The organism is Gellertiella sp. DMC107 (assembly GCF_056313605.1).
Map to the genome: position 1 here is coordinate 1,009,050 of NZ_JBQUZZ010000001.1, position 24,776 is coordinate 1,033,825.

Annotated in this window: 26 protein-coding genes; 11 read left to right on the plus strand and 15 right to left on the minus strand. The window is 60.4% G+C overall.

The window, feature by feature from the left end:
* Positions 1-4: 4 nt before the first annotated feature.
* On the plus strand, positions 5-490 hold the full coding sequence (locus ACT54B_RS04705) for a MaoC family dehydratase (RefSeq protein ID WP_476043515.1): 486 nt from the start codon (positions 5-7) through the stop codon (positions 488-490).
* On the opposite strand, the gene ACT54B_RS04710 is transcribed toward ACT54B_RS04705, so the two are convergent.
* From ACT54B_RS04710 to ACT54B_RS04735, 6 genes are all read right to left on the minus strand, one after another.
* Positions 491-796: an addiction module antidote protein gene (locus ACT54B_RS04710; protein ID WP_476043173.1), complete on the minus strand. Its 306-nt coding sequence runs from the start codon at positions 794-796 to the stop codon at positions 491-493.
* 7 nt (positions 797-803) lie between these two features.
* Positions 804-1,106: a type II toxin-antitoxin system RelE/ParE family toxin gene (locus tag ACT54B_RS04715; protein WP_476043174.1), complete on the minus strand. Its 303-nt coding sequence runs from the start codon at positions 1,104-1,106 to the stop codon at positions 804-806.
* A 96-nt stretch (positions 1,107-1,202) separates the two neighbouring features.
* Positions 1,203-1,757 carry a sarcosine oxidase subunit gamma gene (locus ACT54B_RS04720; protein WP_476043176.1) on the minus strand — a complete coding sequence of 185 codons (555 nt, stop codon included), beginning with the start codon at positions 1,755-1,757 and terminating at the stop codon, positions 1,203-1,205.
* Positions 1,750-4,746, minus strand: a complete 2,997-nt coding sequence (locus ACT54B_RS04725; protein ID WP_476043177.1) for a sarcosine oxidase subunit alpha — start codon at positions 4,744-4,746, stop codon at positions 1,750-1,752. The genes ACT54B_RS04720 and ACT54B_RS04725 overlap by 8 nt, the downstream gene beginning before the upstream one ends.
* Positions 4,743-5,063, minus strand: coding sequence for a sarcosine oxidase subunit delta (locus tag ACT54B_RS04730; protein ID WP_476043179.1), 321 nt, complete (start codon positions 5,061-5,063; stop codon positions 4,743-4,745). The genes ACT54B_RS04725 and ACT54B_RS04730 overlap by 4 nt, the downstream gene beginning before the upstream one ends.
* A gap of 18 nt (positions 5,064-5,081) precedes the next feature.
* Positions 5,082-6,335, minus strand: coding sequence for a sarcosine oxidase subunit beta family protein (locus tag ACT54B_RS04735; protein WP_476043180.1), 1,254 nt, complete (start codon positions 6,333-6,335; stop codon positions 5,082-5,084).
* A gap of 300 nt (positions 6,336-6,635) precedes the next feature.
* Between ACT54B_RS04735 and rpsU the strand changes: the two genes are divergently transcribed.
* Positions 6,636-6,863, plus strand: coding sequence for a 30S ribosomal protein S21 (rpsU, locus tag ACT54B_RS04740; protein ID WP_183364897.1), 228 nt, complete (start codon positions 6,636-6,638; stop codon positions 6,861-6,863).
* A gap of 315 nt (positions 6,864-7,178) precedes the next feature.
* On the plus strand, positions 7,179-8,057 hold the full coding sequence (locus ACT54B_RS04745) for a tetratricopeptide repeat protein (protein WP_476043183.1): 879 nt from the start codon (positions 7,179-7,181) through the stop codon (positions 8,055-8,057).
* A 137-nt stretch (positions 8,058-8,194) separates the two neighbouring features.
* Here ACT54B_RS04745 and ACT54B_RS04750 read toward each other — a convergent pair whose 3' ends face one another.
* The 3 genes from ACT54B_RS04750 to ACT54B_RS04760 all read right to left on the minus strand — a co-directional run bounded on the left by ACT54B_RS04750 (position 8,195) and on the right by ACT54B_RS04760 (position 11,875).
* Positions 8,195-8,419, minus strand: a complete 225-nt coding sequence (locus ACT54B_RS04750) for an aa3-type cytochrome c oxidase subunit IV (RefSeq protein WP_476043185.1) — start codon at positions 8,417-8,419, stop codon at positions 8,195-8,197.
* Positions 8,420-8,612: 193 nt separating this feature from the next.
* Positions 8,613-9,404 carry an N-acyl amino acid synthase FeeM domain-containing protein gene (locus ACT54B_RS04755; protein ID WP_476043186.1) on the minus strand — a complete coding sequence of 264 codons (792 nt, stop codon included), beginning with the start codon at positions 9,402-9,404 and terminating at the stop codon, positions 8,613-8,615.
* Positions 9,405-9,577: 173 nt separating this feature from the next.
* Complete coding sequence (locus ACT54B_RS04760) at positions 9,578-11,875, minus strand: putative bifunctional diguanylate cyclase/phosphodiesterase (RefSeq protein ID WP_476043187.1); 2,298 nt, start codon at positions 11,873-11,875, stop codon at positions 9,578-9,580.
* A gap of 449 nt (positions 11,876-12,324) precedes the next feature.
* On the opposite strand from ACT54B_RS04760, the gene ACT54B_RS04765 reads away from it, so the two are divergent.
* The gene (locus ACT54B_RS04765; protein WP_476043189.1) at positions 12,325-12,864 is read left to right on the plus strand and encodes a TRAP transporter small permease subunit; all 540 of its coding nucleotides are present in this window, start codon (positions 12,325-12,327) and stop codon (positions 12,862-12,864) included.
* 23 nt (positions 12,865-12,887) lie between these two features.
* The gene (locus ACT54B_RS04770; protein ID WP_476043190.1) at positions 12,888-14,426 is read left to right on the plus strand and encodes a TRAP transporter large permease; all 1,539 of its coding nucleotides are present in this window, start codon (positions 12,888-12,890) and stop codon (positions 14,424-14,426) included.
* Between the two features lie 62 nt (positions 14,427-14,488).
* On the opposite strand, the gene ACT54B_RS04775 is transcribed toward ACT54B_RS04770, so the two are convergent.
* Positions 14,489-15,595 carry a TRAP transporter substrate-binding protein gene (locus ACT54B_RS04775; RefSeq protein WP_476043192.1) on the minus strand — a complete coding sequence of 369 codons (1,107 nt, stop codon included), beginning with the start codon at positions 15,593-15,595 and terminating at the stop codon, positions 14,489-14,491.
* Positions 15,596-15,846: 251 nt separating this feature from the next.
* Here ACT54B_RS04775 and ACT54B_RS04780 point away from each other — a divergent pair, with 251 nt between their 5' ends.
* A complete protein-coding gene (locus tag ACT54B_RS04780) occupies positions 15,847-16,605 on the plus strand; it encodes a gamma-glutamyl-gamma-aminobutyrate hydrolase family protein (RefSeq protein ID WP_476043193.1) in 759 nt (252 codons plus the stop codon).
* Between the two features lie 3 nt (positions 16,606-16,608).
* Here ACT54B_RS04780 and ACT54B_RS04785 read toward each other — a convergent pair whose 3' ends face one another.
* Positions 16,609-17,628: a LacI family DNA-binding transcriptional regulator gene (locus ACT54B_RS04785; protein WP_476043195.1), complete on the minus strand. Its 1,020-nt coding sequence runs from the start codon at positions 17,626-17,628 to the stop codon at positions 16,609-16,611.
* Positions 17,629-17,741: 113 nt separating this feature from the next.
* A complete protein-coding gene (locus tag ACT54B_RS04790) occupies positions 17,742-18,260 on the minus strand; it encodes a MarR family winged helix-turn-helix transcriptional regulator (protein ID WP_476043516.1) in 519 nt (172 codons plus the stop codon).
* 112 nt (positions 18,261-18,372) lie between these two features.
* On the opposite strand from ACT54B_RS04790, the gene ACT54B_RS04795 reads away from it, so the two are divergent.
* Positions 18,373-19,113, plus strand: a complete 741-nt coding sequence (locus ACT54B_RS04795; protein ID WP_476043196.1) for a creatininase family protein — start codon at positions 18,373-18,375, stop codon at positions 19,111-19,113.
* Here ACT54B_RS04795 and ACT54B_RS04800 read toward each other — a convergent pair.
* Complete coding sequence (locus tag ACT54B_RS04800; protein ID WP_476043517.1) at positions 19,110-19,481, minus strand: winged helix-turn-helix transcriptional regulator; 372 nt, start codon at positions 19,479-19,481, stop codon at positions 19,110-19,112. The genes ACT54B_RS04795 and ACT54B_RS04800 overlap by 4 nt on opposite strands.
* Before the next feature lie 130 nt (positions 19,482-19,611).
* On the opposite strand from ACT54B_RS04800, the gene ACT54B_RS04805 reads away from it, so the two are divergent.
* The 4 genes from ACT54B_RS04805 (at position 19,612) to ACT54B_RS04820 (ending at position 23,098) form a co-directional block, all read left to right on the plus strand.
* Positions 19,612-20,451 carry an SDR family oxidoreductase gene (locus ACT54B_RS04805; protein WP_476043197.1) on the plus strand — a complete coding sequence of 280 codons (840 nt, stop codon included), beginning with the start codon at positions 19,612-19,614 and terminating at the stop codon, positions 20,449-20,451.
* A 140-nt stretch (positions 20,452-20,591) separates the two neighbouring features.
* Complete coding sequence (locus tag ACT54B_RS04810; RefSeq protein WP_476043198.1) at positions 20,592-21,749, plus strand: CobW family GTP-binding protein; 1,158 nt, start codon at positions 20,592-20,594, stop codon at positions 21,747-21,749.
* A gap of 3 nt (positions 21,750-21,752) precedes the next feature.
* The gene (gene imm45, locus ACT54B_RS04815; RefSeq protein WP_476043199.1) at positions 21,753-22,112 is read left to right on the plus strand and encodes an Imm45 family immunity protein; all 360 of its coding nucleotides are present in this window, start codon (positions 21,753-21,755) and stop codon (positions 22,110-22,112) included.
* Complete coding sequence (locus ACT54B_RS04820) at positions 22,112-23,098, plus strand: WD40 repeat domain-containing protein (RefSeq protein WP_476043200.1); 987 nt, start codon at positions 22,112-22,114, stop codon at positions 23,096-23,098. The genes imm45 and ACT54B_RS04820 overlap by 1 nt, the downstream gene beginning before the upstream one ends.
* A gap of 121 nt (positions 23,099-23,219) precedes the next feature.
* Here the strand turns inward: ACT54B_RS04820 and ACT54B_RS04825 are convergent, their stop codons facing one another.
* Both ACT54B_RS04825 and ACT54B_RS04830 read right to left on the minus strand, forming a co-directional pair.
* Positions 23,220-23,909 carry an OmpW/AlkL family protein gene (locus ACT54B_RS04825; protein ID WP_476043202.1) on the minus strand — a complete coding sequence of 230 codons (690 nt, stop codon included), beginning with the start codon at positions 23,907-23,909 and terminating at the stop codon, positions 23,220-23,222.
* A gap of 280 nt (positions 23,910-24,189) precedes the next feature.
* Positions 24,190-24,762 carry a GNAT family N-acetyltransferase gene (locus tag ACT54B_RS04830; protein WP_476043204.1) on the minus strand — a complete coding sequence of 191 codons (573 nt, stop codon included), beginning with the start codon at positions 24,760-24,762 and terminating at the stop codon, positions 24,190-24,192.
* Positions 24,763-24,776: the final 14 nt, after the last annotated feature.

Here is a 24,776-nt window from a genome sequence, read left to right on the forward strand (position 1 = left end):
TACGATGCCCATAGATATATCGCTTGCCGAAGTGAAACAGGAAATTGGGGTGATACGCACGTCACGATGGTTCACAGTCACCCAAGACCGGATCGATCACTTCGCTGATGCAACCGAGGATCACCAGTTTATTCATACAGATCCTGTCCGGGCCGCGGCCGAAAGCCCCTTTGGTGGCACCATTGCCCATGGTTTTCTCTCCGTATCATTGCTTTCGGCCATGAACTTCGACTGTCTGCCCAAAATCCGCGAGCAGACCATGGCCATCAATTACGGGTTCGAAAAACTGCGCTTTGTGGCCCCGGTAAAATGCGGTGCGCGGGTGCGAGGCCAATTCGTTCTCAGGGAAGCCCGCTTTCGCGGTGCTGGCATGCTCATGACAATTTACGATGTCACCATGGAAATCGAGAACGAGCGCAAACCGGCTCTGACCGCCAACTGGATCACCGTGGTTCAGTTCGATCCGAAGGACCGCCCGGAAGATGCCTGATCATTCGGCCGCGGATGATTTCGGCCGGAGCCGTTCCACCGTCAGCTTGAGCCCGAGAGCGGCCAGCACCTTCTGGATCGTCTCGAACCGAACCTTCGAGCCCGGCTGAAGCGCCTTGTAGAGGCTTTCCCGCCCAAGTCCCGTCGCCTCGGCAATCTTCGCCATGGAGCGTGCGCGCGCGATGTCGTTGAGAGCCGAGAGAAATATGTCAGCATCGAATTCCTCGTTCTCAAAGACAGCCTTCAGATACTCTATTTCACCCTCTTCGGAAACGATGTAATCCGCAGGATCAAATCGGGTTGTCATGAGTTTTTCAGCCATCATCCATCTCATTCTTCGCCATGTTGATCGCGGCCGCGATATCCTTCGCTTGAGAGCTTTTGTCCCCACCCGCCAGCAAAAGGATAATGCTGTTCCCCCGACGGGTATAGTAGACCCTGTATCCGGGACCGAAGTGATATCGAAGCTCGCAAACGCCCTGTCCCACAGGCCTCCAGTCGCCAAAGTTACCTCTTGCAAGATACTGGAACCGGGCAGCAATCCGGACCTGAATTGCTTCGCTGCGCAAGCCCTGCATCCAAGACTCGAATTGCACCGTTTTTCTGATCTCGTACATTAGCACGTATCCAAATAGATACAATAAGCATAATAAGAAACGCCCGGAGCCGTTAAGCCCCGGACGTGAACCAAAATACACGAATATTCAACCTTGTTAAAGCGCCGCATCCTCGGCGCCTTCGGCGATCAGGCCGAAAACATAGGTCGCGAAGGAACGCCAGACCTCGACGCGGAACGTATCGACTGCCGTACGGTAGAGCACCACTTCCGCCTTGCCGACGAGGGTGCGTGAGCAGCCGCCTACCGGGAAGATCGCCAGCGACAGGTCCTGCGAGCAGCCGGCGTTGATCGCCACATCGGCCTTCGGGCCGGAAACGATCACCGCTGTGTTGCGGTGGGAGACGTCCGCGGCCGAATGCAGCGCACCCGACTTGGCCGACTCGGCCACCAGATCGGCCCCATTCTCGTCGATGATCAGCCACTCGTCCGGACCGATCCAGAGCGCGTGGCGACCATTGGCCGACGAAGATGTCTTCGGCTTGACCGGCAGGGAGACCCCGAGAGCACCGGAAAGAGCCTCGACAGAGGCCGCCGGTGCCCGCAGCGAAATGCGGGTCGCCGGAGCGGCCGGCGTCAGACGGGCGACGGCGGAGCCGCCATGCAGGCCGTCGAGAACGCCGCGGCGTTTTGCTTGCATCAGGTCAGACATTGAGGCGTCCCCCTTCCTTGTCAAAGAATACCATGTCGGTCACGACCTCGACCGCGATGGTCCGGTCGGCCATGGGCACGTAGAGCGTCTTGCCATTGCGGTTCTTGCCATCGGCGATGAGAGCCATGGCAATCGACCGGTTGAGATTGCTCGACCAGTAGGACGAGGTCACATGGCCCAGCATGGTCATCGGCTTCGGCTCGTTCGGATCGGCAACCACCTGCGCGCCTTCTTCCAGAACCACGTTCGGGTCCTTGGTCATCAGGCCGACAAGCTGCTTGCGGCCAGGAGCCACGAGGTCCGGGCGCTTGAGGCCGCGGATACCGACGAAATCGGGCTTCTTCTTCGAAACGGCCCAGTTGAGCGAGGCATCGTCAGGGGTGACGGTGCCGTCGGTGTCCTGGCCGACGATGATGTAGCCCTTTTCGGCGCGCAGCACGTGCATGGTTTCCGTGCCATAGGGGCAGGCGCCCATCGGTTCCGCACGGGCCCAGACGGCTTCCCACACGGCCTGACCGTAATCGGCCGGCACGTTGATTTCGAAGCCGAGTTCGCCGGTGAACGACATGCGGAAGAGCCGGGTCGGCACGCCGCAGATCTTGCCTTCGGCGACGCTCATGTGCGGGAAGGCTTCGTTGGAGATATCGATGCCCTCGACGAGCGGCGCAATAATCTCGCGGGCCTTCGGACCCTGAACCGCGATGACAGCCCACTGTTCGGTGGTGGAGGTGAGCCATACCTTCAGATCCGGGAATTCGGTCTGGAGATAGTCTTCCATGTGCTGGAGCACGCGCGGCGCACCGCCCGTGGTGGTGGTCACGTGGAAACGGTCTTCCGCCATGCGGCCGACGACGCCGTCGTCATAGATGAAGCCATCTTCGCGGGTCATGATGCCGTAACGGCACTTGCCGGGCTTCAGCGTGTCCCAGGCATTGGTATACATGAGGTTCAGGAACTTCGCTGCATCCGGGCCGACAACCTCGATCTTGCCGAGGGTGGAGGCATCGAACACACCGGCGACGTCACGAACCGTCTTGCACTCGCGTGCAACGGCCGCATGCATGTCTTCACCGGGCTTGGCGAAATACCAGGCGCGCTTCCAGTTGCCCACGTCTTCGAATTCCGCACCCTTGGCAACAGCCCAGGGATGGATCGGCGTCTTGCGGGCCGGATCGAAGAGTTCGCCACGGGAGTGGTTGATGATCGTCCCGAAAGTGACAGGCGTATAGGGCTGACGGAAGGTGGTGAGACCGACCTGCGGAATGTCCTTGCCGAGCATTTCCGCAGCGATGGCCAGGCCATGCATGTTGGAAAGCTTGCCCTGGTCGGAGGCCATGCCATTGGTGGTGAAGCGCTTGATGTGCTCTATCGACTGCATGCCTTCGCGCACCGCCAGACGGATGTCCTTGGCGCAGACGTCGTGCTGGAAGTCGATGAAGGCCTTGACGGTCGTGTCGGGACCGGCACCTTCGGCCGCACCGATCATGCCGCCGGTCCAGGAGAACGGAGCTTCGCCGGTGATCTCGATCTTGCCCGTGCCTTCGGCGCCGACGGCCTTGGCCATCAGTTCACCGGCAGCAAGCGCTTCCTCGATGGTGGCCTGCAGGCTGTCGGTGCCGTTGCAGGCGCCCACGGAGAGCGAATCCTGGGCATAGGTGCCGGGCAGGAAGCGCTGCGTTTCCGCATCCCAGCGCAGCTTGCCGCGGGACTGGGAGAAGAGATGGACGGAGGGCGTCCAGCCGGCCGAGACCAGCAGGGCGTCGATGGCGATCTTGCGCGTGGCGCTGCCGGCATGGCGGCCGACGGTCATGGAGTTGACGCGCAGCTTGCCGCCGACGGTCAGCACCGCATGGCCGGTCAGCACTTCGATGCCCATGGAGCGGGCCTGGGCCAGAACGGCCTCGCCCGGCTTCTCGCGGCTGTCGACGATGGCGGGCACGGCAATGCCGGCACGCTTCAGGTCGAAGGCCGCTTCATAGGCCGAATCATGGGCGGTATAGATACCGACCTTCTGGCCGACGGCGACGCCGAAGTGGTTGAGGAAGGTACGGCCGGCAGATGCGAGCATGACGCCGGGACGGTCATTGTTCTCGAACACCATGTGGCGTTCGATCTGGCCGGTCGCCATGATGACGCGCTTGGCACGCACCTGCCAGAGACGCTCGCGCGGCTCGTTCTTGCCCGGCTTTGCCTTGTGGTCGGTCACGCGCTCGCAGAGCGAGATCATGTTGTGGTTATAGTAACCGAAGGCCGTGGTGCGGCTGAGCACTGTGACATTGTCCATGGCCTTCAGTTCGGCCACGGTTTCCTGTGCCCAGGTAAAGCCGTCCTTGCCGTTGAACTTGACGCCCGTGTCATAGTGGAGGGCGCCGCCGGCTTCCGGCTGCTCGTCGACGAGCATGACCTTGACGCCAGACTTGGCAGCCGCCAACGCAGCGGAGAGACCGGCAACGCCGGCGCCGACGACCAGCACGTCCGTATGGGCGTAACGGCCGGCATAATGATCCGGATCTTCTTCCTTGGGCGCTTCGCCAAGACCGGCAGCCTTGCGGATGAAAGGCTCGTAGACCTTTTCCCAGGCCTTCTTCGGCCACATGAAGGTCTTGTAATAGAAGCCGGCCGCGAAGAAGGGCGACATCATGTCGTTGACGGCGCCGATATCGAAGGCGAGCGACGGCCAGCGGTTCTGCGAAGCCGTCACCATGCCGTCGAAGACTTCCTGCACGGTGGCGCGGACGTTCGGCTGGCGACGGGCCGCATCACGCGAGACGTCGAGCAGCGCATTCGGCTCTTCCGGGCCCGCAGACAGAATGCCGCGCGGGCGGTGATACTTGAAGGAACGGCCGAGCAGGTGCACGCCGTTGGCGAGAAGCGCGGAGGCAACCGTATCGCCCTCGAGGGCGGTATAGGACTTGCCGTCGAAGGTGAAGCGCGCGGTCTTGGCGGGGGTCAGGCGCCCCCAGCCCGAAATGCGATTGGCACCGCTCATTTCGAGGCTCCCTTATCATTACCGGTGTTCAGGAACGTGGCAGGATCGGGTTTCGGCTCGCCTGCCTTGTAGCTCATGTAGAAACGGTCGCTGACCGTATCGCGCGCGGCATTGAAGAACTTGCCGCAGCCATGCACGTGGCGCCAACGCTCGAAGATCAGGCCCTTCGGATTCTGGCGGATGAAGAAGTATTCTTCGAATTCCTCATCCGTGATGTCGGCAATATTGGTCGGACGAGCGATATGGGCATCGCCGCCGTTGCGGAATTCGAGCTCGTTGCGCTCTTCTTCGCAGTAGGGGCAGTAAATCAGCAACATGGTGTGAAATCTCCCGGATTAGTGCGCCACGGCAGCCGCAGCCGCCTCGTCGATCAGGCGACCGGTGCGGAAGCGATCGAGCGTCAGGCCGGCAGCCAGCTTGTGCGGCTCGCCCTTGGCGATGAGGTGAGCGAAGAGGTTCGCGGAACCCGGCGTCGCCTTGAAGCCACCCGTGCCCCAGCCCGCATTGATGAACAGGCCTGGAACCGGCGTGATGCCCTGGATCGGGGAGCGGTCGACGGTCACGTCGACGATGCCGCCCCACTGGCGCATCATCTTCACGCGGCGGAACATGGGGAACAGCTCGCAGATCGCATCCAGCGTATGGGTGATGATCTGCATGCCGCCCGTCTGGGAGTAGGAGTTGTACTGGTCGGTGCCGGCACCGATCACGAACTCGCCCTTGTCCGACTGGGAGATATAGGCATGCACCGAGTTGGACATGACCACGCAGGGGAAGATCGGCTTCAGCGGCTCGGAGACGAGCGCCTGCAGCGGCTGGCTCTGCAGCGGCACGCGCACGTCTGCGGTCTGCATGACGACCGACGTATGGCCGGCAGCGGAAACGCCGATCTTCTTGGCGCCGATGAAACCCTTGCTGGTCTCGACGCCCATCACGCGGCCATCAGGCCCGCGGCGGATCGCGGTCACTTCGCAGTTCTGGATGATGTGCACGCCACGATCCGAGGCGGCGCGGGCATAACCCCAGGCCACGGCATCGTGACGGGCGGTACCGCCGCGGCGCTGCAGCGCTGCGCCGTTTATGGGATAGCGCGCCGTTTTCGAGATATCGAGCGGTGGGCAATAGGCCTTGGCCTGCTCCGGCGTCAGCCATTCGTTGTCGATGCCGTAAAGCCGGTTCGCATTGATGTGACGCTTGAAGGACTGCTGGTCATGCACATTGTGCGACAGCATCATGACGCCGCGCGGCGAATACATGACGTTGTAGTTCAGGTCCTGGGAAAGGTTTTCCCAGAGCTTGAGAGAATGCTCGTAGATATGCATGCTCTCTTCATAGAGATAGTTCGAGCGGATAATGGTGGTGTTGCGGCCCGTATTGCCGCCACCGATCCAGCCCTTTTCCAGCACGGCCACATTGGTGATGCCGTGCTCCTTGGCCAGATAATAGGCAGCGCCGAGACCATGGCCGCCGCCGCCGATGATGATGGCATCATATTCCTTGCGGGGCTCTGGCGAGGCCCACTGGGCTTCCCAGCCCTTGTGGCCGCGCATTGCCTCACGGACAACGGCAAAAACCGAATATTTGCGCATACGCGTCATTCTCCTGTCAATCAGGCCCTGCTTATGGGGATCGGCCATAGCAATGGCAAAAACATGCCCACGACAACGGCTGTTTTGCGACGAACCGCATGGCGCGTTTTGACACGATGGCTACGGAAATCCAAGCGGATCACTTTTTGGCGGGATGACGCATGGGACATATGGACTTCATCGGACGCTTCTGCTATTTCCGTTCCCCAATCGATCGGCCTTCCCGCCGAACGAACGTGTTTTTATTTGCCGCGGGCTTTCGCAGCTGGCAAGCAACCAAGACAAGGAATGGGATTTCACGTGCAGGTACTCGTCCGCGATAATAACGTCGATCAGGCCCTCCGGGCGCTCAAGAAGAAGATGCAGCGCGAAGGCATCTTCCGCGAAATGAAGATGCGCGATTACTACGAAAAGCCGTCTCAGAAGCGCGCCCGCGAAAAGGCTGAAGCCGTTCGCCGCGTTCGCAAGCTGGCCCGCAAGCGCATGCAGCGCGAAGGCCTGATCAGCGGTGGTCGTACCGGTCGCTGATATCGTCTTGCCGACGACATTGCATACCACGGGCGGGGGCGATCTGAATCGCCGCCGCCTTTTTTGATGAGCGGTCGCCGCTTGAACCGGTCCGGCTTTCCACCTCTCAGGCGAGATGCGGAGCAAAAAAGGCCTTTAGGGTTGAAGCTTTCTTCCTCGCCGGTTGAAAATGCGCTATCGCTGGAGAAGACACCTCCTCTGACCCATGGGGGTCGTCCCGCGGCCTTCCGCGCCGCAGGAAAACGCAAAGCCGCATGATGTCCCTGAGGGCCCCTGATGGCCGCCGGGATTGCAGCCAAGGAACCGATAACGCCAATGGCCGATATGACCTTCAAGCCCGCCTCCCCTTCCCGTTCCGCCGCCGTCTCGGGCCGTGCCCTGCTGGTCACAACCCTTCTCGGCCTCGGCGCCATCGGACTGACGGGATGCAACACCACTTCCAGCGATGATGTGATCCGGGTGGAGAAGGCGCAGGGCTCGAACGAGAACATCTCCTCCCTGACCGCTCTGATCAACCAGAACCCGCAGGATCCCGAGGGCTATAATGTCCGTGGCTCCGCCTATGGTCGCGCCGGCAACTTCTCTGCTGCCGTCGACGATTTCTCGAAGGCGATTCAGATCAACCCGCGCTTCTATCAGGCCTACGCAAACCGTGCGCTTGCCTATCGCAACATCGGACAGCCGGCGGATGCGGTGAACGATTACAACATGGCGTTGAAGCTCAACCCATCCTATGACGTCGCGCTGATCGGCCGCGGAAACATCTATCGTCAGGCCGGCCGAATCGATGAAGCTTTCAACGATTTCAACCAGGCCATCCAGCTCGACACGACCGATGGTCGCGCGTTCCACAATCGGGGCCTGATTTTCCAGAAGCGCGGTCAGCATGAGAAGGCAATCGACGATTTCTCCAAGGCGATCTCGCTCTCTCCCAATTCGCCGGAGCCTTACAACGGCCGTGGCATCTCCTATGTGGCGCTGAACGACGATGAGAACGCTTTCGCGGACTTCAACCACGCGATCGAACTGAATGACAAGATTGCCGAGTCCTGGGCGAACCAGGCGCTTATCTACGAGCGTCGCGGCGACCTGAAGAAGGCTGCCAAGTCCTATGCCCATGCCGCAGGCCTGGATCCCAAGTACCAGCCCGCCAAGGACGGCCTCGCCCGCACCCGCGGCAAGGTTTCAGGCTGATCGCTCCCGCATCCTTACGATTGAGAAACCCGGCCTCTGGTCGGGTTTTTTTGTTATGGAGCTGGTGCCGCCAAGAAAAAGAAAATCCCCGCGCCTGCGGGAGGCACGGGGATCCAAAGACATACGAAAGAATCGATTCAGCGCAGGACGACGATGCTGGCGATGAACAGGATGATGAAGGTGGCGATGCCGCCAATCCAGCCGCCAGCCGTGAAAAAGCCCGCGGCCATGGCCACCATCAGGGCGATGCAGGCAGCGGTGCCGAACTTGGCGACGCTCAGAAAACCGGCATAAGTCCGTTCATGCTCGCGATAATCCATCGGAGCACCCGTTTCGACCGGACCAGTGTGATGTTCGCTCATTCTCTCGTCTCCCTGAGGGGTAGCAGGCCGTTGGCCTGCCTGACCTGACCATTCAAATCCTGCCGCGGACGCCCCATCTCGCAAGCCACCCGCTGGCTATTGTTTCAGGAAATAGCGCAGCCCGGCGCGGCACGCAATCCCGCTTCCGTCGGATTGTGAGCCGAGAGGCTGCGGCTTTTGATCCTGTCCATGGTCACCCGCGGACCGTGCCGAGGCTTTGGCCGAGCGCTGCATTGAGGGCGCCGCGCATGCGCGCCTGCTGCGCGACGAGACGGGCCGTCGGAAGAATCGTCAGTGGCGACATTCCGGCATTGGGCCCGCGCCCGAACATCAGGCGTCGCTCGACCGCTCCCGACTGGAAGAACGGATAGCGCTCGTAGAGGCCGCTGCGAATGGCATTGGCATCCGTCGACATGAGCGTGAGCTCGATATTGTACTTGCCGCAGTTCTTGCGCGGTTCGACAATCGTATTGGCCAGGAAGACCCGCTTGTAAAAGGCGGCATGCTGGGGACTGACGAGCTGCAACACGCGGTCGGCATCGAAATAATCGGTCGCCATGGTTGCGATGCGCAAGGTGAAATAAGGAATGGCGGGCATTTCCCGCATGATGGCGGGATCCGCCGCGAAGCGCACGGGATCGATCAGCGACATGCCGGCATCGAGGAAGGCATCGATCTCGTCAGGATATACGCTGCGCGTCGAGCTCACCCGGTGATCGGGCGTGACGTGGTGAATGCGGACCGTCGAAATCAACCGCTCTTCGAAATAGACACCGAAATTATAGGCGTGACTGTCGAAGTCGATATCGTCGATCAGGGTCGTGCCTTTGAGGGTCAGGATATCGGCCATCTTGTAGGCCTTGTAACGGATACGGGCGACCTCCTCCATATCTTCCGTCGTCTCGATGCGGCGGTATTCCACGCGGTCGAGAAGGTCCATGAGTTTGCGGGAAAAATTTCCTTCGACCGTCGCCGACTCCAACATCGCAATCTCCGCTTCGTTAACAAAGCCTTAATGCGAGTTTGCCGACAAATTGACAACTATTGATTATATTTTTAATTAATTTCTACTTCTTATGGTTAATAAACATGGTTAATAAAACATTCACAGGTTGAAGCCCCCTGGGGAAAACGTCGCCGGAGACGGTTTGCAGGCGATTAGGCCCGGTTGGCGGCCTGCGCCAGGCGCCGGGCCTGCTCCTCGGCCAGGGCGGCCACATGGCCAGCCGGCACGGGAACGGAGAAGACATAGCCCTGGATCAAATCCGCGCATCGATAACGGTTGATCAGCTCCAGCTGGTCCTCGGTTTCCACGCCTTCGATAATGATGCCGAGGCCCAGTTCACGCGTGAGATTGACCGTTCCGCGGAGCAATTTCAGCCGCCGCGTATCCTCGCAGATATTGCGGACGAAGGACCGATCGATTTTCACCACGTCGACCGGCAGCGTATCCAGATAACTCAGGCTCGAGAATCCCGTGCCGAAGTCGTCGAGGGCGATGGTGATGCCCCGGTTCCGGAAGGTGGTGAGGATGCTGTGCACCGTGGCAGGCTCCTCGACCAGGCAGGTCTCGGTGATTTCGAGATGCAGGCGCTCGGGATCGAGGCCGCTTTCGGCCAGGGCCTGCTCGACCACACCGACGATGCGATTGTTGCGCAGGTCATGAACCGAGAGGTTGATGGAGACGGAAATATCCGCATCCCAGGAGGCGCAATCCAGGCAGGCGCGGCGGATGACGAACTGGGTGATATCGGAAACGATCCCCATTTCTTCTGCCAGCTGGATGAAGCTGCCCGGAGGAATGGCGCCTCGCTCGGGATGGATCCATCGGCTGAGAGCCTCCACGCAATCCACCATGCTGCCATCCGGCCGGTACATGGGCTGGTAAAGAACGCTGAGCGCGCCCTCTTCCACCGCATCGCGCAACTCTACCTTCAGGCGCTGGTGATCGATGTAGCGCGCATCCATTTCCTGTTCGAAGAAGGCGCAGGTGCCTTTCGCCTTGAACTTCGCCTCGAAAAGGGCGAGATCCACCTTGATCTGCCATTCCTCCATCCGCAATTGCGAGCGGGGCGTAACGAGGGCACCGGCGCTGAAGGAAATGCGCATCTGCGACCCGAAGACATCGTAACTGCCCCGCATCGATGCATGGAGAGTGCGGATAGCGGCTTCCAGCGCGTCATGACCGGCAGGCTGGCTGAGGAAGACGACGAACTGGTCACCCATGAGATGACCGACGATTGCCTCGTATCCGGCCGTATCTTCCAGCCGCTGCGCAATTTCGAACAGCAGCCGGTCGCCGGCCACATGCCCCTTCATGTCGTTGACATGCTTGAACTCGTCCACATCGAGCACCAGAAGACCGACGGACTGGTCGACCGGAAGCGCGGCCAGGCGCTCCTGAACCAGTTCCGCGAAATATTCGCGGTTCGGCAGGCCGGTCAGCGCATTGTACCGCACCATGTGCAGAACCCGGCGCTCGGCGCGGACGCGCGCGGTGACGTCCTCGAAAATAAGCACGACGACACCATCCGGACGGCGGCTCGCGGAAAATTCAAGGAACAGGTCGTCGGCATATTGTATGAGCGTGCGGGACAGGGTGCCATCCACCAACTGGGCGAGCTGCCTCTGAATGAGGGTCGGCAGCGATCCATCGATAAAGGTGTGCCGGGCGCCATAGCGCAGCACCAGTTCGAGATCGCAATCCTTCAGACGTTCCTGATCACCGAGCTTCAGCAACTCGCACGCCTTGCGGTTCACCACCAGAATGCGGTTGTTGGCATCCAGCATGAACAGACCATGCGGCATGTTGTTGAGCGCCATGTCGAACCGGTCGACCAGCTCGGCCTTCTCGCGCGATGCGATCACATTGTTGTAGAGGAACTCGCGGACGCCGTTGGCCATCATCCGCGTGGTGAGCAGGAAGGGAATCAGCAGCCCGGCAAAAGCCACCATGAAAGGATCGGAAACCAGCGCAAATCCGACCATGATCGGAAGGCATGCGGTCAGGGTCTGCAGGTTCACCGCCTTGGAAGAACCGTAGTTGCGGCCGACCACCGAAACCATGGAGGCGAGCGTGACGGCCACACAGGCGAGAATGGCGAACTGGTCACGGGCAAAGGCAATGGCATAGGCGCTGCCGATGCCCAGAATGGCTGTCGTGGTGACGCCGCCCCAGAGATAGCGGTTTTCCCAGAGGGATATCTCGCGATGGGTCAGCCCGGACTTTACGGTGGAATCGAACTTCTGGAACCAGTAGATCCGGAAAATGCACACGGCAACGAACACAGCCGTCAGATTGACGTAAAAGCGGTCGCCGGTTTTGGCGTAGACAGCGGCATAGGTCAGGATATGGACGATCATGCCGGTAAACAGCGTCTGCCGGTTACCGAAAAGCGAACTGACGAAGGACAGATAGACATCTGTCGGAACGGCGTTCGGACTCTGAATCCTCATGAGGAGTCCCCCCAGCCACCACCAGCCGGGCGTCCTGATGAGCCTGACAAACGGTAGGGCCTGATTTTTGCCAAGCCCGCCACAGGCTCGACTGCGCAGAAATCTATCCGCAAGATTTTAACGAATGATTTCAACAAATCACAATTTTTAGTTTATTATTCCAAGATCTGATAAAAAAGAGCGCTTCGAAATAGACCTTCACAGCCGATTGATGAAACTGCCGAAAAACCATTCTTCAGACGGGAAATTCCCCAAAAACCCCCGGCTGCGAGCCGCAGTTTAAATAACCAAAGATTACTTTATAAACTCATTATATATTTTAGAGGTTGTATATATTCTGGAATGTTCTGTTGCCATCCGGGTAGCATTTCGATTGGATACACTTCAGGATGAGAAAAGCTGATCCGATTTGTTTTGGAGCAGCCAGTCGTAAGGCAACGGGAGGTGCCATGCCCACGATCCTGAAACTTAGCGCATTTATCGATGCCCTCAGCCGCTCCATTGGATGGGTGGCGGAATATATGGTGCTCTTCTGCTGCCTGATTTCCGCTGGCAATGCCGTGTCTCGTTATATGTTCAACTATAGCTCCAACGCGCTTTTGGAAATCCAATGGTATCTCTTTGCCTTTGTGGTTCTGATGGGCGCGTCCCACACGCTTCAGCGCAACGAGCACGTGCGGGTTGATCTGATCTATGGAAGCGTTTCGGAGCGGACGCGCCTTTTCATCGATGCCATCGGCTTTCTTTTCTTCCTCATTCCGGCGGCTCTGTATCTGGCCTGGATGTGCTGGCCCTTTTTCTCTCTTTCCTGGCATCAGGGAGAAATGTCGCAGAATTCCGGAGGCCTGATCCGCTGGCCGGTAAAGCTCGTGCTGGTTGCCGGCTTCGCCCTCCTCTCGCTTCAGGGCATGTCCGAGCTGATCAAGCGGATCGCGGCCATTGCCGGCCACCTCACGCTCGACACCAAATATGAAAAGCCCCTGCAGTAAACCGAGAGCGCAAAGGATTTCTGATGTTCGATTTTGGAATTCTGCCGCCGCTGATGTTTCTCGGCATGGTGGCCTTCATGCTTTACGGCTTTCCGGTTGCCTTTTCGCTTTCGGCGGTCGGCCTGTTCTTTGGCCTCGTCGGCGTGGCGACCGGTCATTTCGACATGGTCTTTCTGCATTCCCTGCCGTTTCGGTTCTTCGGCATCATTTCCAACGACCTGCTTCTGGCCATACCCTTCTTCACGCTCATGGGCGCCATTCTCGAGCGCTGTGGGCTTGCAGAAGATCTGCTGGAGGGGACGGGCAAGCTTTTCGGCGCCATTCCCGGCGGCCTGGCCTATGCCGTGATCGTGGTGGGGGCGATCCTCGGCGCCATTACCGGCACGGTCGCCGCCTCGGTCATCACGATGGGGGTCATCTCGCTGCCCGTCATGCTTCGCTACGGCTACAACAAGCGTCTGGCAACCGGCGTCATCGCGGCTTCGGGAACCATTACCCAGGTCATTCCGCCGTCCCTGGTGCTGGTGGTGCTGGCCGACCAGCTCAGCCGGTCCGTGGGTGACATGTATCTTGGCGCCATCGGGCCCTCGATCCTTCAGGTAACCATTTTCATTCTCTACATCGCGGTTCTTTCGATCCTCAAACCGCACTACATGCCGCCGCTTCCGGCCGAGGCCCGTGGCAAGCTCGATGTTGCCCTTGTTTTCAAGGTGCTTGCCGGCATGATCCCGTCGATCGTGCTGATCTTCCTTGTTCTCGGTACGATCTTCATCGGGCTTGCCACGCCCACGGAAGCCGGGGCGCTGGGTGTGGTCGGCGCCATGCTCCTCGCCGCCATGCATGGCCGCCTGAGCTGGAAACTGGTCCGCGAGGGCATGCAGACCACCATGCACATCACCACGATGGTGGTCTTCATTCTGATCGGCTCGACCTGCTTCAGTCTTGTCTTTCAGGGCATGAATGGCGGGCTATGGATCGAGCACATGCTCTCGGGCCTGCCAGGGGGACCGATCGGCTTCCTGGTCTTCGTGAACATCTTCGTGTTTATCCTGGCCTTCTTTCTCGATTTCTTCGAGATCGCCTTCATCATCATCCCCATGCTGGCCCCGGTCGCCCAGTCGCTCGGCATCGACCTCGTCTGGTTCGGGGTTCTGCTCTGTGTCAACATGCAGACGAGCTTCATGCATCCCCCCTTTGGTTTCGCCCTCTTCTATCTGCGCAGCATCGCTCCGCGCGATCAGGTGAAAACATCGGATATTTACATGGGCGCAATCCCCTGGGTGGCGATGCAGCTGATCCTGGTGGCCATCGTCATCTTCTGGCCGCAATCGGTGACCTACTGGCTCGACAACTCGCCCAAGGTCGATCCGAACTCCATCAAGATCGAGATCCCGGCCTTCGGCAATGGCGGCCTTTCCCTTCCGCCGCCGGGAAGCGACACCAAGAACGGTCTGCCCGGTCTCGGTCTGCCGTCGCTGAATGGTCTGCCGGGCACGGCACCGCAGCAGCCCGGCGCCGCGCCCGCCCCGGCCATCGATCTCAGCCAGCCGCCCAAGATCTGAAGTCAAAAAGAAACCCGGCCTTGAGCCGGGTTTCTCATCGCGCGACGCAGAATTCCGAAGCCTTACAGCTTGCCGGCTCGCTGCTGGATCATCATGAACGTATCGAAGGTATATTCGGACAGCTGCATCCAGAGATAGGCATCTTTCTTGAAGGCCAACTGATCGTCGTAAATCTTCTTGAATGTCGGATTCGCAGCGGTGATTTCGGCATAGACGCCAAGGGCCGCTTCATAGCAGGCTTCCAGGATCTCCTGGCTGAAGGGCCGCAGCTGCGCCCCGTTGGCCACAAGCTGCTTGAGGGCCTGCGGGTTCTTCATGTCGTAGCGCGCCATCATGTTGGTGTTGGCATAGGCGCAAGCATCGGTCAGCGCGGCCTGATAATGTTTCGGCAGGCTGTTCCACTTTTCAAGATTGATGAAGGCATGCACCACCGGTCCGCCTTCCCACCAGCCCGGATAATAATAGTATTTGGCGACCTTTTCGAAGCCGAGCTTCTGGTCGTCATAGGGGCCGACGAACTCCGCCGCATCGATCGCGCCCTTTTCCAGCGCCGGGTAGATGTCGCCGCCAGCGATCTGCTGGGGAACGACCCCGAGTTTTTCCATGATCTTGCCGGCCATGCCGGCAATGCGCATCTTAAGACCCTTCAGATCGTCGACAGTATTGATTTCCTTGCGGAACCAGCCGCCCATCTGGGCACCGGTATTGCCGGCCGGAAGACCGTAAAGGCCCTGCGTCGCGTAGAACTCGTTCATCAGCGTATTGCCGTTGCCCTGGTTGAACCAGGCGTTCTGCAGACGTCCGTTGAGACCGAAGGGAATGGCCGTACCGATGGCGTAAGTCGGATCCTTGCCCCAGAAGTAATAGGAGCAGGTATGCGCCATTTCGACCGTATTGGCCGTCACGGCATCCACGGCCTGCAAGCCGGGCACGATTTCACCGGCAGCGAAGGTCTGGATGGTGAAATTGCCATCGGTGGCGGCGGCCAGGTGCTTGGCCACATCTTCCGCGCCGCCGTAGATCGTATCCAGGCTTTTGGGGAATGAGGAGGTCAGGCGCCAGGCAATCTTGGGATTTTCCTGGGCGATGGCAGGCGCTGCCAACCCAGTGGCCGCGGCGGCACCGATCCCGGCAGCCCCCGCCTTGCGAAAGAATGTACGACGATCCAAAGCAACCTCCCCTTATATTATTGAACATGGATGCGAATTTCGCGTTGCGGCCATTATAAACCACTACAAAAACTATCCTTATTGCGACCTTGGTTTCAAGCGGGCAGCAGGAGAAAAGACACCTGTGCGATACCCTGAAATTCCGGTTTTGAACCGCGCTTGCCCCGCTTTGGCTGAAGCGGCCCGGAAAGGCATTGACAAGATTTCATTTCTGGTTTCTCAAAATCGCATCACATCAAGCGGAGCCTGTCATGCCGAAACCCATTATTGCCGTTCCAGCCGACATCAGGGCGTTCGACGGGACGGATTGGCATGCGGTGCAGTTGCAATATGTCCGCGCTGCGGTGAAGGTGGCCGATGTGCAGACCTTCATCATTCCCGCGCTGCTCGAAGGCAATCACCCGGACGACATTCTGGACCGCGTCGATGGCCTCATGGTCACCGGTTCCGCGACAAATGTGCATCCCTCGCTCTATGGCAAGGAGGCAAGACCGGAAGATGGCCCCTTCGATCCCGCCCGGGATGCAACGACACTGCCCCTCATCCGTCGCGCCATAGAACGGGCGGTTCCGCTCCTGTGCATCTGCCGCGGCATCCAGGAATTGAACGTGGCGCTCGGCGGCACCCTCGCCTCCGAGATTCAGGAGCAGCCGGGAATCTGGGATCACCGCAAGCCGGTGTCGCCTGACCGAGACGTGATGTATTCCATCCGCCAGCCGGTCTATATCAAGGAAGGGAGCTGCATCGCGCGGGCGCTCGGCACCGGTGAAGTTCAGGTCAATTCCCTGCATCGCCAGGCGATATCGGACATCGCCCCTCGCCTCCAGGTCGAGGCGACCGCAGAGGACGGCACCATCGAGGCGGTTTCGGTCATCGACGCGAAGGGCTACGCCGTCGGCGTGCAGTGGCATCCCGAATACTGGGCGGAAACAGACACGCCTTCGCGTCGCCTTTTCGAGGATTTCGGCAAGGCGGTCCACGCCTATGCCGCAACCCGGGCAAAAGCCTGAGAGCTAATCCTTGCGGATCGGCCCGGTTGACTGGCGGATGCGCATTTCCGGCTTGATGAGATGAATACCGTCCGGCTCGTGGCTGCCATCGAGCCGGTCTAGGAGCGCGCGCGCCGCAAGCCGTCCCACCTCCGCCTGACCGTTCCATACGGTCGTGAGCGCGGGCGTCGCGATGGAGGCTTCTTCCAGATCGTCATAACCCGTGACGGAAATATCGCGCCCTGGCACCAGCCCGGCGCGTGCAATGCCGTTCATCAGGCCGATGGCCACAAGATCGTTCCAGCAGACGGCGGCGGTCGGCTTTTGCGGCAGGGACAGAAAATGCACCGCCGCCTCGAAGCCACCCTGTTTGGTGCGGGGGCCCGGGATGCGCAAATCGGGATCGACCTCGATGCCGGCCTTCTTCAGCGCGTTCACATAGCCCTGGTAGCGGTCTCGACCCGTCGAGGTCTGGTCGGTGCCGCCAATCATGGCAATGCAACGATGCCCGAGGCCGATGAGGTGGTTGGTGGCAAGCGAGATGCCATAGCTGTCATCCCCCCGGAAGGTCGGCATGTCCACGCCTTCCATGGAACGGGCGATCAGGATGGCCGGCATGCCATTGTCTTCCGACAGGCGAAGGTCTTCCGAGGGCGTGCCGATGGCCGGCGAAACGATGAGACCGTCCCCGCCAAGCTGGAGGAGTGTTTCGATGAAGGTGCGTTGCTTCTCGACCGAATCATAATGGTTCGAGAGAATGAACGTATGGCGGCTGCGATCCAGCTCGCTTTCGATCGCCTTGAGGATTTCCCCGTAGAACGGGTTCATGATGTCGTGCACCACGACACCGATAATGCCCGAACGGGATGTTCGCAGGCTGGCCGCACGCCGGTTGTAGATGTAGCCGAGAGCCCGCGCCTGATCCTTGATCCGGTCGCGCGTGGCGCCCGCAACGAGCGGGCTGTCCCGCAAGGCGAGCGATACGGTTGCGGTCGAAATGCCGAGCGATTCGGCAATCGTCGAAAGCTTCACCTTCTGAGCCATGCGCCCTCCCGAAACACAACGCCCATGGGCCAGAGCCCATTTAAACAATTTAAATAATTTGTTGTGGTTTGAAAATCAATCTGTCTTTTGGGGTAGAGGGCTAAATCCCCGTCTCATTCCTCATCGTCGTTAACTTGAAGCGCAACAATTTCACCGTCCGATTTCAAATTTTCATCCACCGCCTTCAAAAGCTTTAGAAGGTTGCGCATCTCTTTGCCGCTGAAACCGGCCAGCGCCTGCGCGGTGCAGGTCTCCACAGAGCGGGCGATTTTCTCGAGCCGCTCCCGGCCGGCATCGGTAAGAAACACTTTTGTCAGCCGTTGGTCCGCCCCATCGGCACGGCGGATCAGGAAACCCTGGGCCTCCATACGCCCGATCGTGCGGGTCATGGTGGGAGCCTTGACCCCGAGCTTTTGGGCGAGACCGCCGGGCGTCAGGCCGTCTTCGCCTGCGAGTGCCAGCATGACACCGTCCTGGCCGGCATAAAGACCGGCATCGAGCAGGTTGCGGGACAGAACCGTACGCATGGAGCGGGCAGCCTGGGTAATGGCCTGCGGAATATCCGCCATCACCTGCTCGATGGGCGCTTTCTCCTTGCCGTTTTTCTTCTTTTCGTCCTTTTTCTTTCCCACGCAGCCTCTCCCCTGCCGCCCAAGCGGACCGTGGCTTGAATTCCATCCGACCAGAGCGGACATTAGACGAGGCCAGAAACAATCGCCAGAGAAAGAAAGGCAAATCAGCATCATGGCTCTTGAGGAAACGATCGCTGTCCTGCCCTTGGGGGCGCATGAGCAACATGGGCCGCACCTGCCCTTCGAGACGGATACGATCATCGCTGCCGGAGTGGCCGCCCGATTGGCTGCCGCGCTGCCGCCGGAACTGAAGGTGGACATTCTGCCCGTCGAGCCGGTTGGATATTCCATCGAGCACATGGATGTAGAGGGCACGCGCAGCCTCACCTATGCAGAGGCCATCGAACGCTGGATCGGCATTGCCGCAGCCCAAAGAGAGCGCGGCATTCGCAAACTCGTCCTTCTCAACGCCCATGGAGGCAATTCGCCGCTGCTTACCATCGTCGCGACCGAAGCCCGCATCCGTTTCGACATGTTGGTGGTGGCAACGAGCTGGACCCGTTTCGGCGTGCCGGAGGGCTTCATGGCGCCCGCCGACAAGGCGATCGACATTCATGCGGGCGACATCGAGACTTCGGTCATGCTGGCCCTGGCGCCGCACCGGGTCCACATGGCACTGGCGCGGAATTTTCCTTCCCGGCAGCGCGATTTCGAACGCCGCTTTGCCCATCTGCGCGCCTATGGACCCCATGCCTTCGGCTGGAAGATGCGGGATCTCAATCCGCAAGGAGCCGCCGGAAATGCCGCGGTGGCCACGGCGGAAAAAGGCGAACGACTGCTCGACCATGCGGTGGCCGGTCTGGTCGCCCTTCTTCACGATGTGGCGGCGTTTGATGCGGATCTGCTTCGCTAGGCCGCTTCGCTCTCCACAACCCCGTCATAGCGTCGCTGCGCTTCGAGAATGCGCGGCATGTTTTCCTCTGCCCAGAGCGTGAGGGCGCCGATGGTGGATTTCAGCGTCTGGCCGAGCGGCGTGATTTCATATTCGACGGTCACAGGCACCGTGGGAAACACCGTGCGCGTGACAAGACCGTCCCGCTCGAGCTTCTTCAGCACCTGGGAAAGCACCTTCTGCGAAATCCCCTCGATCTCGCGCCGGAGCTGGTTGAACCGCATCTTTCCATCCGAAAGCCGCTTCAGGATCAGCATGGCCCATTTGTCGGCGAGCCGGTCCAGCAGCATGCGCGTCGGGCAGTTTTCCGCATAGACATTGAATTCCATCATCCGCTCCGTCCCGGTTTCGTCCCGGTAACCATGTCACTTCCAGGTGCCTTCTTTACACCTTTCTGCATATTTCATATCTGGTTTCCACCATCAACGTGGTTTCTAAACGATACCAGAGGAGAAGACAATGGCAGGAAAAGTTCTCGTGCTCGGAGCCACCGGCACGATCGGCAGCAAGGTGGCGGCAGCTCTCGTAGCCCGCGGCGAAAAGGTCAAGGCGGTCAGCCGCAGCGCAAAGGCCGTCTCTGGCGCAGAATCCGTAGCGCTCGATCTCGCCAACCCGGCGGCGCTCGAGGCAGCACTTGACGGCGTCGACCGGGTTTTCGCCAATGTCCCCGCCGGCTATCTCGATCCCGTCGGTCTGCTGTCGCCCGTCATCGAGGCCGCCGCGGCACGCAAGATCAAGGTCGTCTTGATGACCGTCCTGGGTGTCGATGCCGATGACAGCATTCCCTACCGGCAGCTCGAACTGAAGCTCATCGCCTCCGGCACGCCCTATGGGATCATCCGCCCCAACTGGTTCTCGGACAATTTCCACACCTACTGGCGCGAGGGCATCCGCCATGGCGCCATCGCGGTTCCTGCCGCCGAAGGCAAATCGAGCTTTATCGATACCCGCGATATCGCCGACAGCGCCGTCGCCCTTCTCACCTCCTCCGCCTTCGATGGTGCCGCCTATAATCTGACCGGCCCGGAAGCTCTTTCCTATGCCGAAGCCGCAGCCCTTCTCAGCGAGGTCACGGGCCAGAAGATTGCCTACCAGCCGGTGGACGACCAGACCTTCGTGTCGATCCTCACCGGCGCGGGCGTTCCCTCCGATTACGCCCACTTCCTTGCCGCCATCTTCCATCCGGTTCGCGAAGGCTGGACGGCCGGCATATCGGGCGATGTGGAGAAGCTGACCGGCAAACCCGCCCGCAGCCTGCGCACCTACGCCACCGATAACAAGGCGGCCCTGACCAACTGATCCCTTACCGCGCCGCGCCTTTCCACGGGCGCGGCGCCCGTCCTGCAGCAAAAGCCTTTGAAGTCGGACCGGTCACCCCTTATATGAACGCAAGCATTTCTTCCCGTCCCTTGTGGCCGGCCAGTTCAATCGAGGTTCCGATGACCGAAGCAGCCCTTCCGAAACCCACACCCGTTACCGTGCTGACCGGCTATCTCGGCGCCGGTAAGACGACGCTCCTGAACCGCATCCTGACCGAGAGCCATGGCAAGAAATATGCCGTCATCGTCAACGAGTTCGGCGAAATCGGCATCGACAACGACCTGATCGTGGAGTCCGACGAGGAAATCTACGAGATGAACAATGGCTGCGTCTGCTGCACGGTGCGCGGCGACCTGATCCGCGTGGTCGAAGGCCTGATGCGCCGCCCCGGCCGTTTCGATGGCATCATCGTCGAGACCACCGGCCTTGCCGATCCGGTTCCCGTCGCCCAGACCTTCTTCATGGATGACGATGTTCGCGCCAAGACCGAGCTCGATGCCGTCGTCGCCCTCGTCGATGCCCGCCATCTCCCGCTTCGCCTCAAGGATAGCCGCGAGGCGGAGGACCAGATCGCCTTTGCCGATGTGGTCATCGTCAACAAGACCGATCTTGTGACCCCGGAAGAACTTGCCCGCATCGAGGCGACGGTCCGCGCCATCAATCCGTCGGCCCGCATTCACCGGGCCGAGCGCTCCAAGGTGGAGCTGTCCAAGGTCCTCAATCAAGGCGCCTTCAACCTCGAACGCGCCCTGGAAAACGATCCGCATTTCCTCGATCACGACCATCCGGACCATGTCTGCGGGCCTGATTGCGATCACGACCACCATGACCATCATGGCCATGATCATCATCACCACGCCCATGGCCACGATCACGACCATCACCACCATGACCATGACCATGAATGCGGTCCCGGCTGCACCCATGACCATCATCACCACGGCCATGATCACAAGCCGGAAATGGCACCGATCCATGACGTGACGGTAAGCTCGATTTCGCTGCGTGGCGGCGAGATGAACCCGGATCGCTTCTTCCCCTGGATCCAGAAGGTCACCCAGACGGACGGGCCGAACATCCTCCGTCTCAAGGGCATCATCTCCTTCAAGGGCGATGACGAGCGCTACGTGGTGCAGGGCGTGCACATGATTGTCGAAGGCGATCACCAGCGCCCGTGGAAGGAGGGCGAGAAGCGCGAGAGCCGTCTCGTCTTCATCGGCCGCAACCTGGACCGCGAGAAGCTGGAAAAGAGCTTCAAGGCCTGCGAGGCCGCCTGATACATGCCTTTTCTGACGGAATACGGTGAGGAGGCTCTCTTCACCGGCGATATCCTGCGCCTGCCGGAAAATTACGATCTCGGCCCCGGTTCTGCCCCGGTCGATCTCATGGTTTTCGAACCGCTGGATGAAGAATGTGGGCTTGGCCTTGTGGTCGTCTCCGGCTACAAGGCGGGCCTCGTCTATGCACTATTGCCGGTGGACTCGCTGAAAGGCGGCTCCCGGTCGATCTGCATGGACTGGCTGAAGCGCGAATGGAACCGCTGGTTCTGCTACGCCTTCGACGACGAGATGAAAATCATCGCAATGGAGAAAACCCGCCTCTTCAGCTGGGACAAGCGGGAAATCGTGGAGACTGCCTGATGCCGACTGTCGCGCCGCTCGATCTCGATGGCCATGTGGTCACCGCCCAGTTTCTGGGGCAGGTGCCGGTCTTTGCCGGGGCCGATGGCACGATCCACCGCCTGGACATGGGGCATCAGACGGCAAAGGCCCATGAAGGTCTGCTCTCCGCCGCTTTCGACGCGGGCAATGGCACGCTGATCACCGGCGGCGAAGACGGACGGGTCGTTCGCAACCACCCCGATGGCAGCACCCGGGAATTGGCGCATATCCGCCGCAAGTGGATAACGGTCGTTGCAGCTGGCCCCTCGGGCGTTGCGGCCTTCGCGCATGGCAAAATCAGCACCGTGCTGCATCCCGATGGCAAGCGGGCGGAATTTGCCGAAGAACGGACGGTGGAAGGGCTCGGCTTTGCGCCGAAGGGACTGCGTCTCGCGGTTGCGCGCTACAATGGCGTCTCGCTGCACTGGGTCGCGGGTGGTCAGCCCGTGGATCTCGAATGGAAAGGCGCTCATACGGGCGTCACCTTCTCACCCGATGGCCGATTTGTCGTGACCACCATGCAGGAAAATGCCCTGCACGGCTGGAAGCTCGATAGCAAGCCGGGTTCCGACACCCGACACATGCGCATGACCGGATACCCCACTAAGGTCAAGGGAACGTCATGGTCGCCGAAGGGCAAGTGGCTGGCGACGACCGGAGCCCCCGCCGCGATCGTCTGGCCGTTTTCCGGCAAGGATGGCCCGATGGGCAAGGCTCCGCTGGAGCTTGGCACGCGCGCCAACATTCTGGTGACGTCCGTAGCGTTCCACCCGGCGGAAGAGGTTCTGGCGATTGGCTATATCGATGGCATGGTGCTTGGCGTCCGTCTTGCCGACAACAAGGAAGCGCTGCTGCGCCGCCCCGGAAAGGGCGCCATCACCGCCATGAGCTGGAGCGGCAACGGCAAGCTGCTGGCCTTCGCGTCAGAAGCGGGCGATTGCGGCGTGATCGATATCTCCGCCTGACCCTTCCCCTTATCGGATCGCCAAACAAGAAAAAGGCGGACCTCCACCTTGCCAAGGAGGCCCGCCGCCCCGCATGTCCCGACGCGGAGGGCGATCGGGACGCGGAAATTTGCCGATGCGATCAGAAGCGGTAGGTGATACCGGTACCGATGATCCAGGGATTCAGATTGGCCTTGCCGGACAGGTCCGTTCCGCCGACATTCACATCGAAGGAAGGCTCCAGGAAGAGCTTCTTCACGTCGACGTTGACGCCCCAATGGTCGTCCAGCATGTAATCTGCACCCACCTGCAGGGCGGCGCCGAGCTGGTTCTTGACCTTGAGGCTGTTGGCGGCATCCGGCTCCTGGTTGTAGAAGACCGTATAGTTCACGCCGGCACCGACATAGGGCTTGAAGTTGCCGAAATCGGTGAAGTGATACTGCAGCGTCAGGGTCGGCGGCAGGACCCAGGTGCGGCCGACGCGGCCGAGGCCGGCCAGGCTGCCTTCGCCGTAGATATCGGCATAGGTCGTGCCCAGGATGAGCTCGGCGGCGACATTGTCGGTGAAGTAATAGCTGATATCCAGTTCCGGAATGACGCTGTCGCTGTAGGAAAGATCCGAGCCGGCAACGCCGTCGACCGAGCCGCTGTCATTGGTGATCACGCCAAGACCACGGACACGGATCTGCCAGGGGCTGAGCGCGGGGGCAATTTCCGTCGCGACCGGTGCCGGATCGGGCTGGGCTGTCAGATCTGCCGCGGCAGCCATGGAGGCGCCGAACGAAAGCAGGGTGGAAGCGGCAAGCGCAGCGATCCACGGGGTCTTGGTCATCTCTTCTCTCCTTAAAGAGCCATTTCTTGTTACGCGGGACTGGAATGGCACCGGCAGACACGAGTCGAGTTGAGCCAGATCAATATATTATTTTTGTCTAATGGTCCTTGCCGTCAGAACGGGGGATTGTGGCGAAAAAACAACGGGATAATTGACGATTGCGAAAAGCGGCCAGCGGGAGGGCGGCCCTTTCGGGTTCAGCACGAAAAAAGCGCCCCTGCCCGGATGAGCAGGGGCGCTGTCGCGCGCTCGACGCCTCACAAGAATGCGGAGCGCACCATTATCCGTGCTGCACCGGCGTGCCGCTCGCGGTCAGCAGGCCTGCGGCTCCATCCAGCCAGCCCGGCACCAGTTCCAGCGCGAGAAAACGGTTGCGCTCGAACGGACCGGGCATCACCAGATGCGCGGTCTTGTCCGCCGAGAAGCCGAACCGGACGTAATAGGGCGCATCACCAACAAGCAGGATGGCGCCATGGCCGGCCGCGCGGGCGCGATCGATGGCTTCGCCCATCAGCGCCGAGCCGATACCCTTTCCTTCTGCACGCGGATCGACCGCCAGCGGCCCGAGGAGCAGCGCCTCTACCGGGCGTCCCTCGCGATCCATGCCGGCATGGACATGCCAAAGCCGCACGGTGCCGACCAGATCGCCCTCCTCGTTGCGGGCGCAAAGCGCAAGCCCCTCGGCCGGAAGCCGGTTGCGACGGAGCTTTTCCGAAGACTTGCGCTTGCGGCCCTCGCCCATGGCGCGGTCGAGCAGCGCTTCGCGCCCGGAAACATCCCCGGCCCGCTCTTCGCAGATGACAATGGTGGACGAGCGTGCAGCCGCACGCGCAGACAGAAGAACAGCGGCCATCTTGGCCTCCCGTA

Coding starts and splice junctions, on each gene's coding strand:
- ACT54B_RS04705 (WP_476043515.1), top strand. CDS start 5: ATGCCCATAGATATATCGCTTGCCGAAGTGAAACAGGAAATTGGGGTG.
- ACT54B_RS04710 (WP_476043173.1), bottom strand. CDS start 796: ATGACAACCCGATTTGATCCTGCGGATTACATCGTTTCCGAAGAGGGT.
- ACT54B_RS04715 (WP_476043174.1), bottom strand. CDS start 1,106: ATGTACGAGATCAGAAAAACGGTGCAATTCGAGTCTTGGATGCAGGGC.
- ACT54B_RS04720 (WP_476043176.1), bottom strand. CDS start 1,757: ATGTCTGACCTGATGCAAGCAAAACGCCGCGGCGTTCTCGACGGCCTG.
- ACT54B_RS04725 (WP_476043177.1), bottom strand. CDS start 4,746: ATGAGCGGTGCCAATCGCATTTCGGGCTGGGGGCGCCTGACCCCCGCC.
- ACT54B_RS04730 (WP_476043179.1), bottom strand. CDS start 5,063: ATGTTGCTGATTTACTGCCCCTACTGCGAAGAAGAGCGCAACGAGCTC.
- ACT54B_RS04735 (WP_476043180.1), bottom strand. CDS start 6,335: ATGCGCAAATATTCGGTTTTTGCCGTTGTCCGTGAGGCAATGCGCGGC.
- ACT54B_RS04745 (WP_476043183.1), top strand. CDS start 7,179: ATGGCCGATATGACCTTCAAGCCCGCCTCCCCTTCCCGTTCCGCCGCC.
- ACT54B_RS04750 (WP_476043185.1), bottom strand. CDS start 8,419: ATGAGCGAACATCACACTGGTCCGGTCGAAACGGGTGCTCCGATGGAT.
- ACT54B_RS04755 (WP_476043186.1), bottom strand. CDS start 9,404: ATGTTGGAGTCGGCGACGGTCGAAGGAAATTTTTCCCGCAAACTCATG.
- ACT54B_RS04760 (WP_476043187.1), bottom strand. CDS start 11,875: ATGAGGATTCAGAGTCCGAACGCCGTTCCGACAGATGTCTATCTGTCC.
- ACT54B_RS04765 (WP_476043189.1), top strand. CDS start 12,325: ATGCCCACGATCCTGAAACTTAGCGCATTTATCGATGCCCTCAGCCGC.
- ACT54B_RS04770 (WP_476043190.1), top strand. CDS start 12,888: ATGTTCGATTTTGGAATTCTGCCGCCGCTGATGTTTCTCGGCATGGTG.
- ACT54B_RS04780 (WP_476043193.1), top strand. CDS start 15,847: ATGCCGAAACCCATTATTGCCGTTCCAGCCGACATCAGGGCGTTCGAC.
- ACT54B_RS04785 (WP_476043195.1), bottom strand. CDS start 17,628: ATGGCTCAGAAGGTGAAGCTTTCGACGATTGCCGAATCGCTCGGCATT.
- ACT54B_RS04795 (WP_476043196.1), top strand. CDS start 18,373: ATGGCTCTTGAGGAAACGATCGCTGTCCTGCCCTTGGGGGCGCATGAG.
- ACT54B_RS04800 (WP_476043517.1), bottom strand. CDS start 19,481: ATGGAATTCAATGTCTATGCGGAAAACTGCCCGACGCGCATGCTGCTG.
- ACT54B_RS04805 (WP_476043197.1), top strand. CDS start 19,612: ATGGCAGGAAAAGTTCTCGTGCTCGGAGCCACCGGCACGATCGGCAGC.
- ACT54B_RS04810 (WP_476043198.1), top strand. CDS start 20,592: ATGACCGAAGCAGCCCTTCCGAAACCCACACCCGTTACCGTGCTGACC.
- imm45 (WP_476043199.1), top strand. CDS start 21,753: ATGCCTTTTCTGACGGAATACGGTGAGGAGGCTCTCTTCACCGGCGAT.
- ACT54B_RS04820 (WP_476043200.1), top strand. CDS start 22,112: ATGCCGACTGTCGCGCCGCTCGATCTCGATGGCCATGTGGTCACCGCC.
- ACT54B_RS04825 (WP_476043202.1), bottom strand. CDS start 23,909: ATGACCAAGACCCCGTGGATCGCTGCGCTTGCCGCTTCCACCCTGCTT.
- ACT54B_RS04830 (WP_476043204.1), bottom strand. CDS start 24,762: ATGGCCGCTGTTCTTCTGTCTGCGCGTGCGGCTGCACGCTCGTCCACC.